Origin of the sequence: Christiangramia sp. OXR-203 (assembly GCF_034372165.1) — a bacterium.
Lineage (GTDB): Bacteria > Bacteroidota > Bacteroidia > Flavobacteriales > Flavobacteriaceae > Christiangramia.
Window position 1 is genome coordinate 905085 of sequence record NZ_CP139698.1, and the last position, 12441, is coordinate 917525.

The 12441-nt window shown below is 39.3% G+C and carries 15 protein-coding genes and 1 tRNA gene; 6 read left to right on the plus strand and 10 right to left on the minus strand.

Annotated features, from left to right (window positions below):
• Window positions 1-60: 60 nt before the first annotated feature.
• Both T8I65_RS04205 and T8I65_RS04210 read right to left on the minus strand, forming a co-directional pair.
• Window positions 61-1428, minus strand: a complete 1368-nt coding sequence (locus T8I65_RS04205; protein ID WP_322302164.1) for an amino acid carrier protein — start codon at window positions 1426-1428, stop codon at window positions 61-63.
• A gap of 88 nt (window positions 1429-1516) precedes the next feature.
• Window positions 1517-3106, minus strand: a complete 1590-nt coding sequence (locus T8I65_RS04210) for a peptide chain release factor 3 (RefSeq protein ID WP_322302165.1) — start codon at window positions 3104-3106, stop codon at window positions 1517-1519.
• Between the two features lie 94 nt (window positions 3107-3200).
• On the opposite strand from T8I65_RS04210, the gene T8I65_RS04215 reads away from it, so the two are divergent.
• The 6 genes from T8I65_RS04215 to T8I65_RS04240 all read left to right on the plus strand — a co-directional run bounded on the left by T8I65_RS04215 (window position 3201) and on the right by T8I65_RS04240 (window position 5209).
• Entirely contained in the window at window positions 3201-3353 is a 153-nt protein-coding gene (locus T8I65_RS04215; protein ID WP_322302166.1) for a hypothetical protein, read from the plus strand.
• 68 nt (window positions 3354-3421) lie between these two features.
• The gene (idi, locus tag T8I65_RS04220) at window positions 3422-3940 is read left to right on the plus strand and encodes an isopentenyl-diphosphate Delta-isomerase (RefSeq protein ID WP_298524870.1); all 519 of its coding nucleotides are present in this window, start codon (window positions 3422-3424) and stop codon (window positions 3938-3940) included.
• The gene (locus tag T8I65_RS04225) at window positions 3937-4347 is read left to right on the plus strand and encodes a 6-carboxytetrahydropterin synthase (RefSeq protein ID WP_322302167.1); all 411 of its coding nucleotides are present in this window, start codon (window positions 3937-3939) and stop codon (window positions 4345-4347) included. Before idi ends, T8I65_RS04225 begins: the two co-directional genes overlap by 4 nt.
• Window positions 4347-4799 (plus strand): peroxiredoxin, encoded by a 453-nt coding sequence (locus T8I65_RS04230; RefSeq protein WP_322302168.1) that lies wholly within the window; start codon window positions 4347-4349, stop codon window positions 4797-4799. Before T8I65_RS04225 ends, T8I65_RS04230 begins: the two co-directional genes overlap by 1 nt.
• Window positions 4800-4862: 63 nt before the next feature.
• Entirely contained in the window at window positions 4863-5129 is a 267-nt protein-coding gene (locus T8I65_RS04235) for a hypothetical protein (RefSeq protein WP_322302169.1), read from the plus strand.
• A 6-nt stretch (window positions 5130-5135) separates the two neighbouring features.
• Window positions 5136-5209: transfer RNA gene (locus T8I65_RS04240), tRNA-Thr, on the plus strand.
• A 151-nt stretch (window positions 5210-5360) separates the two neighbouring features.
• On the opposite strand, the gene mqo is transcribed toward T8I65_RS04240, so the two are convergent.
• The 8 genes from mqo to T8I65_RS04280 form a co-directional block, all read right to left on the minus strand.
• Window positions 5361-6857 (minus strand): malate dehydrogenase (quinone), encoded by a 1497-nt coding sequence (gene mqo, locus T8I65_RS04245; protein ID WP_322302170.1) that lies wholly within the window; start codon window positions 6855-6857, stop codon window positions 5361-5363.
• A gap of 111 nt (window positions 6858-6968) precedes the next feature.
• Complete coding sequence (locus tag T8I65_RS04250; protein ID WP_322302171.1) at window positions 6969-7715, minus strand: DUF4369 domain-containing protein; 747 nt, start codon at window positions 7713-7715, stop codon at window positions 6969-6971.
• A 52-nt stretch (window positions 7716-7767) separates the two neighbouring features.
• Window positions 7768-9033, minus strand: coding sequence for a DUF819 domain-containing protein (locus T8I65_RS04255; RefSeq protein WP_322302172.1), 1266 nt, complete (start codon window positions 9031-9033; stop codon window positions 7768-7770).
• A 63-nt stretch (window positions 9034-9096) separates the two neighbouring features.
• Complete coding sequence (locus T8I65_RS04260) at window positions 9097-9906, minus strand: HAD family hydrolase (protein WP_322302173.1); 810 nt, start codon at window positions 9904-9906, stop codon at window positions 9097-9099.
• Window positions 9906-10076 (minus strand): Arc family DNA binding domain-containing protein, encoded by a 171-nt coding sequence (locus T8I65_RS04265; protein ID WP_141877105.1) that lies wholly within the window; start codon window positions 10074-10076, stop codon window positions 9906-9908. Before T8I65_RS04265 ends, T8I65_RS04260 begins: the two co-directional genes overlap by 1 nt.
• Before the next feature lie 3 nt (window positions 10077-10079).
• Complete coding sequence (locus T8I65_RS04270; RefSeq protein WP_322302174.1) at window positions 10080-11018, minus strand: alpha/beta hydrolase family protein; 939 nt, start codon at window positions 11016-11018, stop codon at window positions 10080-10082.
• Window positions 11015-11494: a hypothetical protein gene (locus T8I65_RS04275; protein WP_322302175.1), complete on the minus strand. Its 480-nt coding sequence runs from the start codon at window positions 11492-11494 to the stop codon at window positions 11015-11017. The genes T8I65_RS04270 and T8I65_RS04275 overlap by 4 nt, the downstream gene beginning before the upstream one ends.
• Window position 11495: 1 nt before the next feature.
• A complete protein-coding gene (locus T8I65_RS04280) occupies window positions 11496-12356 on the minus strand; it encodes an SPFH domain-containing protein (RefSeq protein WP_322302176.1) in 861 nt (286 codons plus the stop codon).
• Window positions 12357-12441 lie beyond the last annotated feature (85 nt).

The following is a 12441-nucleotide window of genomic DNA, read 5'->3' on the forward strand; positions in this document are numbered from 1 at the left end:
AAATACTTCAGTAAAAAGATTTCGATGGTATGGTTTATTTTCCAGACTCTAGAAATCTTTTTATTTATACGTCTCAAAATATATTTTAGCAGCTTTCATCACACGTGGAGCCATAATTAGGGTAGCAATCATTGTAGGAATCGCCATCAATGCGAAAAACCCGTCAATAAGATTCAGAATAAAGCTTAAAGATGTGGTAGCTCCTACGAGAATACTAAGAACATAGACGTAGTTGTAATACTTCTTATTTTCAGCACCGGCCAGGAATGATAAACATTTTGTTCCGTAGTAAGAATAAGAGAATAATGAGGACACGCTAAAAGCGAGTATACAAAGCAGTAATAGATAATTTCCTACATATGGTATTGCTTCGTCAAAAGCGGCCGCCGTCAGGCTGACTCCGTTGACATCTTCAGTTTGCCAGACGCCAGTGACCAGAATAGCCATTGCTGTGAGTGTACAAACCACCAGCGTGTCAATTGCCGGGCCCAGCATAGCTATAAGACCTTCACGAACAGGTTCCGATGTTTTACTGGCTCCATGCGCCATCGTAGCAGTTCCAATTCCAGCTTCATTGGAAAATGCACCTCTACGTATCCCAAGTAAGATCAAGCCTCCCAGGACGCCTCCTAGCAAAGGATCTCCTTTATAATTTTCCGCAGCAAAAGCGTCGGTAAATATCATACCAAAATAGCTGAGTACCACATCATAATGCACGAAAAGTATGGCGACCACTGAAACGAAATATAGAAGGACCATTGCTGGTACCAGTTTCGAAACCGTTTTACTAATACGGTCCAGTCCGCCTATGATAACAATGGTGGTGATGATAGTCAGCATAATTCCTATGACCAGACTTGTTCCAAAGCCTGTTTGCACCCCATTAGGCTCAAGCAGAATATAATTAATAGCCTGAGTTAACTGATTTACATTAAAAACTGGCAGTGCACCTACCAGACCAGCGACCGCAAAAAATGCAGCCATTGGCTTCCATTTTTTACCGAGCCCTTCCACGATAAAATACATTACACCTCCCTGAATCTTTCCTTCAGAATCTTTTCCACGATACATGACCGCAAGAGTATTGGTGAAAAACTTCGTAGCCATACCAACGATCGCACTTATCCATAACCAGAATATAGCGCCAGGTCCACCAACGGCAATAGCAACGGCCACACCGGCAATGTTTCCCATTCCAACGGTGGAGGAAAGCGCCGTGGACAAAGCCTGAAAATGGTTGATATCTCCCGGATCTTCAGGATTATTATATTTCCCTCGAAGTATTTCTACAGAATGCCCTAAATAGCGAAAAGGTAAAAAACGTGAATAGATCAGGAGATAAATTCCGCCACCTATTAATAGTATTACAAGTGGTATTCCCCAAACGAGGGAAGCGAAATCTGCAATGAACTGATCTATCTGGGACATAGTAAAGATTTGTCCCGAAAATAGTGAATATTATAAGTCTATTTTCAGGATGTTTTAGTTTCTATAATTATAAAAACTTCTACTAATTCTAAAATTCAGATGTACTATGGAATTTGATAGAAGGATATTTTTGCTGAGTCATTTGTAGTGAGAACTGAGAATCTGCAAGAAATACCAATTGTCCAGATTTGTCTTTCGCAAGGTATTTTGCTTTCACACGCTTGAATTCCTTGAACTCTTCAGACTTCTCATTTTCTGCTTCAACCCAGGTAGCTTTATGCACATTGAGGTTTTCATAGGTACACTTTGCTCCGTATTCATGTTCCAGTCTGTATTGAATAACCTCGAACTGTAAGGCACCAACGGTTCCGATAACTTTCCTACCATTAAGTTCCAGGGTAAACAACTGCGCAACACCTTCATCCATCAACTGGTCAATCCCTTTTTCCAATTGCTTGGATTTCATAGGATCGGCATTATTTATATATCTAAAGTGTTCTGGTGAAAAGCTAGGAATACCTTTGTACATGAGGTTCTCACCTTCAGTTAATGTATCACCAATTTTAAAACTACCGGTATCGTGAAGTCCAACGATATCGCCAGGATAGGAAGTATCGACAATTTCTTTCTTTTCAGCAAAAAATGCGTTTGGAGAAGAAAACTTCATGTTCTTATTATTCCGAACATGTAGATAATTTTTATTACGTTCGAACTTACCTGAAACAATTTTTATGAACGCTAATCGATCCCTATGTTTCGGATCCATATTCGCGTGAATTTTAAATACAAAACCTGTAAACTTTTCTTCTTCCGGTCTTACAAGTCGGGTATCACTTTCTTTTGGGCGGGGAGGCGGTGCTATTGTTATAAAACAGTCCAGTAGTTCACGCACTCCGAAATTATTCAAAGCAGATCCAAAAAATACAGGTTGCAATTTACCATCCAGGTAATCCTGCCTGTCAAAATCTGGATAAACCCCTTGAGCTAATTCCAGCTCTTCACGTAAGTCATTAGCAGCTTTATCACCAATCAACTGATCAAGTTCTTCATTCTGGAGATCGTCGATCTCAATAGTTTCTTCAATATCTCTTCTAGGATCACCTGTGAAAAGGTTTACATTTTTTTCCCAGATATTATAGATTCCTTTAAAGTCATAACCCATCCCAATTGGAAAACTAAGAGGAGTTACTTTTAGATTTAATTTTTGTTCAATTTCATCCAGGAGTTCAAAAGCATCTTTTCCTTCACGATCCATTTTATTGATAAAAACGATCATGGGAATATTTCGCATACGGCAAACTTCCACAAGTTTTTCAGTTTGCTCTTCTACACCTTTAGCAACATCGATCACAACGATCACACTATCTACAGCAGTTAGCGTTCGAAATGTATCTTCAGCAAAATCCTTATGCCCGGGAGTATCCAGGATATTGATCTTGATATCTCTGTATTCAAAAGCAAGTACAGATGTTGCTACCGAGATCCCACGTTGACGTTCGATCTCCATAAAGTCACTCGTAGCTCCTTTTTTTATCTTGTTAGATTTTACAGCCCCAGCTTCCTGGATGGCTCCTCCAAACAAGAGTAGTTTTTCAGTTAAGGTAGTTTTACCGGCATCTGGGTGAGATATGATCCCGAATGTTCTTCTTTTATTAATCTCTTTCTGGTACTGCTTCATAACGGATATTTGCAGCTGCAAAAGTAAGATTATTTTAAGGATTTATGCGCGTGCTAATTATTTTGAATGATTGCATAACTTGAAGTTTAATGAAATGAAAAAGGAGTCCCCCAAAGACTCCATTTTTTTCATAGCGATCGTTTCCCCAACAATTCGCAAAGATATATACGTAAACACGGGATTGATGGTTTTGGAAGATCTGATTGGAATAAAGTTTAGACTGGCTATATTCTTCGGAAAACTTTAGGAATTGCTTAATCGGCATCCTTATGAAACAAAACCCTGATTTTGTACATTTGAGCTTCAAATTTAATAATGGCGCAGGAAAAAGTAATATTAGTTAACGAAAAAGATGAGCAAATAGGGCTGATGGAGAAGATCGAGGCCCACGAAAAGGCATTGCTTCACAGAGCCTTTTCAGTATTTGTTTTTAATGATAAGAATGAATTGATGATTCAACAAAGAGCTTTGTCGAAATATCATTCACCTGGTCTCTGGACAAACACCTGTTGTAGTCATCAGCGTGAGGGGGAATCCAATATTGAAGCTGGAAAGCGTAGATTGCAGGAAGAGATGGGTTTCTCAACAGAACTTAAAGACACCATTTCTTTTATTTATAAAGCGCCATTTGATAATGGTCTTACGGAGCATGAATTCGACCATATTCTCGTGGGATATTTTGAAGGTAAGCCAGATTTGAATCCAGATGAGGTAGCAGAGTGGAAGTGGATGTCTCTGGAAGCTATAGAAAAGGATATGCAAGCGAACCCTTCTATTTATACCGAATGGTTTAAGATCATCTTTGATAAATATTATTCACACATTCAGCAATGAGAGTAACCGTTCACAGAAAAGCTCATTTTAATGCAGCTCATCGATTGTATAGAAAAGACTGGGATGATGCCAGGAACCTTGAGGTTTTTGGAAAATGCAGTAATCCAAACTATCATGGGCATAATTATGAACTCATAGTATCTGTGACTGGAAATATTGATCCGGAAACTGGTTTTGTGATGGATTTAAAAATCCTGAAGGATCTTATTCGCACTGAAGTTGAAGATGCTTTTGATCATAAGAACCTGAATGTAGAGGTGGAAGAGTTTAAGAATCTGAATCCTACGGCTGAAAATATTTCAATAGTCATATGGAATAAACTTCGAAAACAAATTCAGGAAACACACGACCTGGAAGTTACGCTGTATGAGACTCCGCGTAATTATGTTACTTATAAAGGAGAATAATGAAAAAGGGAGATTTAGTACCAGATTTAAGGTTAAAGGATCAGAATCGTAAAGAATTTAATTTTAGAGATCTTGTGGGTGAAAAAGCATTTGTAGTTTATTTTTATCCAAAGGATTTTACTCCGGGGTGTACCAAGGAAGCCTGCAGCTTTCGTGATAGTTACCAGAAATTTCAGGATCTGGGTGCTGAGGTTATTGGGATTAGTGCAGATACTACTGCCTCCCATGCGAAATTCAGTGAAAAGTATAATTTGCCATACATTTTCCTGTCTGATAGAGATAAAAAAGCAAGAAATGCTTTCAATGTAAAAGCCAGTCTTTTAGGACTTCTTCCCGGAAGAGAAACCTTTGTTTTTGGTAAGGATGGCAAACTACTGCACAGGTTCAATAGTATGAACGCTTCTAGACATATGCCGGAAGCACTTGAAATCCTGAAAAAATATCAGAATTAAATTTTAATAAAATCATTTTCGTTTCGAAAAATAGTTTAAATTCGCAGCCGAAATTAAATGATAATGGCTAGTAAAAGACTGCTTAAGAAAAACGTGAATTATGTAATGGGAGACATCATCGATGCTGCCTATATTCACCAAATGGCTAACCCGAAGAAAGATGACAATAAGTCTGAAGCTATCGTGGACGAAGCTATCAGCGACTACGATGAATTGATCAGAGAGATCAATCGACGTGATGTTGAAAACAAACAAAGACACTTTAGAGATATAGAGAAGGATCTTGAGAAGAAGGCGAAAGACCTTGTCGAGAAATTGAATGCACTTTAATAAGTTGCCGATGTAGCTCAGCTGGCTAGAGCAGCTGATTTGTAATCAGCAGGTCGTGGGTTCGAGTCCCTCCATCGGCTCTTAATGAAAAGCTTCTCCGAAAGGGGGAGCTTTTTTGTTTTAAGAATATTCGGTTAACGCCAGTTCTAAGGGAGAATCGGAAGCCAATTTCCTTTGACTTAAAAAAACCTCTCATTTGAGAGGCTTTTTTTTGTGATCAAAATTTTGTTCTTAGTGCAGGGCGTCAAGTTGCAACAACTTACTGGTGCGCTCCTGAACAGCTTTAAAGCCTTCTTTATCCTCACGAACATCTCTGTTCCAAAATGGGATCATTTTATCCAATTGTTTACGAAATTCTTTAGTTCTTACTTTCTCTGGAAATGCAATCTGCATCACTTCAAGCATAATGTGAACAGCAGTAGATGCACCCGGAGAAGCTCCAAGCAAAGCCGTTATTTTACCATCTTTGCTATGTACTACATCTGTACCAAATTCCAGTACACCTCCTTGTTCTTCATCTCGTTTAATGATCTGAACTCGCTGGCCAGCCACTTTTAATTCCCAATCCTCCGGTTTAGCATCCTTAAGAAAAACCCTTAATTCATCTACCCGGTCTTCGTGATTCATTCTTACCTGGTCAATGAGATAGGTAGTAAGCGGAAGGTTGTGCCAGAAAACACCCCACATAGATGGAATATTGTCAAAACGTAAAGATTTAGGCAGGTCAAGAATAGATCCTTCTTTTAAAAATTTTGTGCTGAAACCTGCAAATGGGCCAAACAGTAATTCTTTTTTACCATCAATGAACCTCGAATCCAGATGAGGTACCGACATTGGTGGTGCATCCACACCAGCCTTACTATAAACTTTGGCATCATGTTTTTCGATAACATCTCTGTTCGTACAAGAAAGCCATTGTCCGCTTACTGGAAAGCCTCCATACCCATCTTTTTCAGGGATCTCGACCTTTTGTAACAGAGGCAAAGCGCCTCCTCCAGCACCAATAAAAATATGTTCCGCGTCGTAATAGGATTTTTCGCCGGTATTCAGATCTTTTACTATAGCCGACCAGTCATCGGGTCCATCAGGATCAATGTCCAGAACCTCCGTGTTTCTTATAACCGGAACTTTAAAATGATTTTCTAATAGATCAAAATATTGTTCAGTAAGAGAACCAAAATTTACACCAGTTCCCAGTTCCATTCGGGTTGCCGCCATTTTTTCATCAGGTTCACGGTCTTTCATAATAAGTGGAAACCACTTTTTCATCGTCTCATGATCTTTGGTGAATTCCATTTCCTTAAACATAAATTCAGAATTCATACGCTCAAACCTCTTCTTCAGAAATTCTACATTATCTTCCCCGCGAACCCATGCATGATGCGGAATACTATGAATAAAACTCTGGGGGTTTTTTATTAATTCCTGACTGGTCAAATGAGCCCAGAACTGTTTTGATTTCTCGAATTGCTGGAAAGTATCAATCGCTTTGGAAATATCTATAGAGCCATCTTCCTGCTCTGGAGTATAGTTAAGTTCACAGAATGCTGAATGCCCTGTACCTGCATTATTCCATGCTTTGGTACTTTCCTGGGCAATCTTATCCAATCGTTCAAAGATGATGATCTTAACTTCCGGATCTATTAATTTCAGCATTAGAGCAAGGCTTGCACTCATGATACCTCCACCGGCACAGATCAGGTCATATTCTGTATTCGTCTTATTCATAGTTGTTTTTTCTACAAAATATGGAACACTGTTCTTCTTTTGACCCAAAGAAATATTAAGAAATAAAAAAAGGAGCCATTAGGCTCCTTTTTCATATTATTTTCTGCTAAACTAGGAATTTTCAACTTCCTGCGCCTGCACTTTATCTTCCAGTTTTTCCTCTTTTCTGCGTTCCTTCAAAAAGCTTTTCAATTCCTCACCATACTTAGACTTTTTGATCTTTGGTTCCAGGGAATTATAAATAGTATCAAGGTACTTGATGTTTGCATCAAAAACTTCAGAAAGTGCAAGATAAGGTGCTATTTCATGTTGCTTGTTATTCAGTGCAAAATTTACAGTATAGAGATATTTTCTACGTAGCAATTTATCATACTTCTGGTCGATCTCCATAAGTTTCTCTTCGTCCTGATCTTTTTCTGCTTCGAAACTTGCTTTGATCAAATCGAGGTTTTGATCATTAAATCTACTTATCATTTTCCTGTATTCAACCAGTTTCTCCTGGTTCACAGATCCAATTATTTCTGCACTGGTTTCAAACTTATCCAGTTTAGTGTTGATAGTGATCTGCCCTTTGTCTGCGAAGAAATCTATACGATCATCATACTGATTATTATCTACTTTTTCAAGATACAGGTACATGATTTGTGGACTCTCAAGATAGGTTTCCATAGAAAAATTTGGATCACCGGTTACCTGAACTGAGTCTACATTTACCAATGCAGTGTCTTCAATTTTTTGAAGGTACAAAGTTCCTTTTTTCAGGCCTTTGATCTCTCCATTTACAATCAGGTTGCTTTCTTTTTCGGAACAGGCGCTAATGCTGATCAGGATAACTAAAAGAAGAGCTAATTTTTTCATTGTGGGATGCAGTTTTAAAGTGCGCAAATATCTTATATTTTTCTGTTTATTACTAACTGGTAGCTGCTAATTGCATTAAAATTGTACACAAAATAGCGCCATAAGTACCCACTACATAACCAAACACTGCCAGTAGCACACCTACGGTAGCAAGAGATGGGTGAAAGGCTGCTGCAACTACCGGAGCTGATGCTGCCCCGCCTACATTGGCCTGGCTTCCTACCGCAAGGAAAAAGTACGGCGCCTTTATAAGTTTCGCAGTTATAACCAGTACGATCACATGAATTAGAATCCATACGAGACCTATCGCCAGAAGTCCGGGATTATCAAATACCGATGTCAAGTCCATTTTCATCCCGATGGTAGCAACAAGAATATAAATAAATATGCTTCCAATTTTACTGGCGCCAGCACCTTCGTATTTTTTAAATTTCGTAAACGAGAACATGATACCCAGGGCAGTAGCAATCGTGATCATCCAGAAAAACTGGGAAGAGAAGGAGGAAAGTGCGCTTTTGCCATCATTGAAAATGTCAAAATTCGCGGTTAGGTATGTAGAAATTCCATCTGCGCCCCAATGTGCTATACCAACTGCTCCAAATGCCAGCGCCAGCATGATCATAAAATCCGGTAACATTGGAATCCTGTTAACACTTTCAGCGTAACTGCTAACTTTAACTTTCAATTCTTCAATGGCTGAATTGTCTGCCTGCAGCCATCTATCTATTGCTTCATTTTTTCCAATTCCCATTAATACTATTGCCATCCAGAGGTTGGCAACTATAATGTCGACAAGAACCATCCCGCCGTAAAGATCCTGATTATACTCATATATCTCAAGCATCGCGGCCTGGTTTGCACCACCACCAATCCAGCTACCAGCAATTGTAGAGAGCCCTCGCCAAACTGCATCTGGACCAACACCGCCTACAGTTTCCGGAGAAAATGCAGAGATGAGTAAAATTGCGAGCGGTCCCCCAAGGACGATACCCAGAGTTCCGGCAAAGAACATAATAAGAGCTTTAGGTCCAAGGTTGAATACTGCCTTCAGGTCTATACTTAAAGTCATTAATACCAGAGCCGCAGGTAAAAGGTATCGACTGGCTACAAAATAAAGTTGTGAAATGTTATCATCTATGAGTCCTACCGAATTAAATATCGCCGGGATAAGGTAGCACATGAGTAGTGCGGGAACGACTTTATAAAATTTACTCCAGAATCCTTCTTTTTGAGAAGAGGTGTAAAACACAAAACCCAGAGCGATCATTAATAGTCCAAAGACGATCGCATCGTTGGTGAATAAGGCAGTTGTTTCCATAGAATTTTTAAAAGTTGATCGGCAAAATACAATTTTTAAAATTTCTGCCGGTCTCCTTTTCAGTTATTGCAACAGGATCTCACGAATACTTTGCGCTACACCATCTTCCTTTCCTGGTGCGGTAACCATGTGAGCTATTTCAAGTACTTCGGGCTTGGCATTTCCTACGGCGATTCCTAAACCAACACCCTGCAGCATTTCACGATCATTATAGTTGTCTCCAAAAGCCATACTTTGTGAGAGCGGTAAACGAAAATGCTCTTTTAGCAAATGCTCCACCGCAGTAAGCTTTGATATCTTTCGGGGTGCGATCTCGAGATAACTTGGTTTGCTTCGGTACAAATGAAGATCCTCACCGTGATTTTCAATAAGAAAGTCCCTGATGCTATCGATCTTTTCTTCTTCGCCCATTGCCATGATCTTATGTGCGCCCTTCCCAGCAGCTTTCCAGCTTTCTAATACTTCGGCATTACTACTTAATTGCGGTTGTACCTTGGTATTATTAATTTCCCTACGTGTCCAGAAATCTTCTCTGGGAACATACCACTCATCAGCATGGAAAAGACTTAGATGTACATCATGTGCGATATTAAATTGATGTAAGCTTTCCAGAGTACTAATTGGAATCTCCGTAGAACTTACGGCTTTTCCATCTACGAGGATGAGTCCGCCATTGTAGGAGATTATTGGGTGATGCTCTATCCCAAGCTTTTGCTGAAGATGGCGCATGGCTGCCGGCATTCTGGAGCTTATTAAAATGAATGGTATATCTCTTTCTTCCAGCGATTTAATGGTTTGTATGGTAAGTGGTGATAGGTCACGATCTACATTCAGTAAGGTGCCGTCAATATCTGAAAATACTATTTTGAACATTATTCCTGGTCGTTTTTTGGTTTGGGATGTCGCTTTGCGTCTTTCAGGGCTTTGTTAAGCATCCACTCGATCTGTCCATTGGTACTTCTGAATTCATCAGCTGCCCATTTCTCGATCGCTTTTAGCATATCTTCATCTACCCGAAGTGCGAATGCCTTTTTCTTACCCATAATTTAGTCAAGTTCCTTTACAAATTCAGTTAAAATTGAAACTAGCTCGGGGTGCAAAGGTAAGTTTGGCTCATTGTATGATTTTGAATTCACCAATCGATCCTTTGTTTCAATTTTTCTGAAAATGTGATTCATTTGATCCAGAATCGCTAATTCTGAATTCTCATTTGCCTCTGCCAGTTTTTGAGCCTGCTCTTCACTCACCTGAATATCTGAAGTGCCATTTACTACAAGAACCGGGATCTTAAGTTTACTGATTTCTTCTGAAGGGTTATATTTCATCCAGCTTGCCATGAATGGCTGAACTGAAGGTCTGAACACTGCTTCCAGCATTGGACTATAGTTAGAAGTTCTTCCATTCTCTGCCATTTCATCAAAAGCGGTACGTGCACTCGCACCTAATTCTGGAGCCATGTTCGTGACCTGCTCCGTAATGATCTCGTCAATAGGATCTGCAGCGCCGGCTAGTGAAATAAATGCGTCAGCGTTTTCCTGAGCGACCAGCATCCCAATGAGGCTCCCTTCGCTGTGGCCTGCTATGATAATGTTGCTGAATTTTTCTTCTTTTCTGAAATGCTTTACTGCATTGTTAGCATCCTTGACAAAATCCTCAAAGATCATGTCCTCTTCGCTAAGCTGAAGTTTTTGTGCTTTAAAGATTCGTTTATCATATCTAAAGGAAGCAATACCATTGCCCGCCAGTTCCCGGGCTATTTTCTTTATGCCATCGTTCTGCAACATAGGCTGGTTCCCATTTCTATCTGTTGGGCCAGATCCCTGAATAAAAATGATGAGGTGTTTCATATTTCCCTCAGCAGGGATTGTAATCGTACCATCTGTAAATTCATCTATACTTAATTCAGTTTCTGTAAATGTGGTATCCTGCGCTACTGTGATTAGCGAAGAAATGATCATCAAAACAAAACAGATTGACTTCTTCATTCTTTATGATTTTTAAAATTCTTGTTGATCGCTCTTCTTGCCAAGTCAGGTTTTTCTGTACCAATTAAAAAGCGTTCATTATTTTTTGTGATGATGTGTATGCCTTTGTTACCTGAAACGTTATAGGCTTTCGCTCTTCCGAAGCCTCGAATTCCCCATCCTCCATATTCAGAAACAGGTGCATAGGTTCTTACATAACATTCCTGAATCTCGTCCCAGTTATAATTTCTTCTGAAGAAAGGTAAAGGTTCAAAACCTGCGCTAATTCCTTTGCTGTTAATCCTTGTTTCAAGGTTCAGAATAAATATCAGGATAAAAATCACCAAACTAATTATTGGCGCAATCAGACTTTTAAGCCGTACCTTATTTATGGATATTTCAGAAAAAAGCGGGAGTGCACTGGCAATTATAATGGTAATCAAAAGAATAATAAGCCACCACTGTCTGAATCTCTGGTTCTCCGTGAATATGCGCATTCTAGTGATTCAAAGTTCCGGCATTTACTACGGGTGTCGCATCCCGATCTCCGCATAAAACCACCATAAGATTACTAACCATAGCGGCTCTGCGTTCTCCATCCAGTTCAACTACTTGCTTTCTGCTAAGTTCTTCAAGTGCCATTTCTACCATACTTACTGCACCTTCTACAATCTTGTGCCTTGCAGCCACAATTGCCGTAGCCTGCTGTCTTTTCAACATGGCGCTGGCAATTTCATTTGCATAGGCAAGATATCCAATACGAGCTTCGAGAACTTCAATTCCAGCAATATTCAAACGCTCCTCCAGCTCTTTCTCCAAAGCATCACTTACTTCATTTACACTGGACCTCAAAGTGATATCCTCATCCAAACCTTCATCGGCAAAGTTATCATATGGATATAAACTGGCTAATTTCCGAACGGCTGCATCAGTCTGTACCACTACGAAATTCTCAAAATTATCTACATCAAATGAAGCTTTAAAAGTATCCTGAACCCTCCAAACCAGAATGGTACTTATCATTACTGGATTTCCAAGCTTATCATTCACTTTTAATCTTTCACTGTCAAAATTTCTCGCTCTTAGTGAGATTTTCTTTTTGGTGTAGAACGGATTCACCCAGAAAAGTCCGTTTTCCTTAACCGTTCCCTTATAATCACCAAAAAGAAGAAGTACTCTCGACTCGTTTGGATTCACCAGGATAAGTCCGGGAACTATAAGAAAAGCGATGAGTACACCCAATGCCCATACAGGACTACCGGTATTGAAAATGGCGATAATACTTCCAAACAAAAGGATCAAAAATGCAAACAGCATAATGTATCCATTAAATCCAGTGATAGTTTTTTCTTCAGTCATGTGAAATATGATATTAAAATGATATCATAAATATACTATATTAAATTTAATGAATTTCAATTCTTAACACTAAAATTTTATTGGG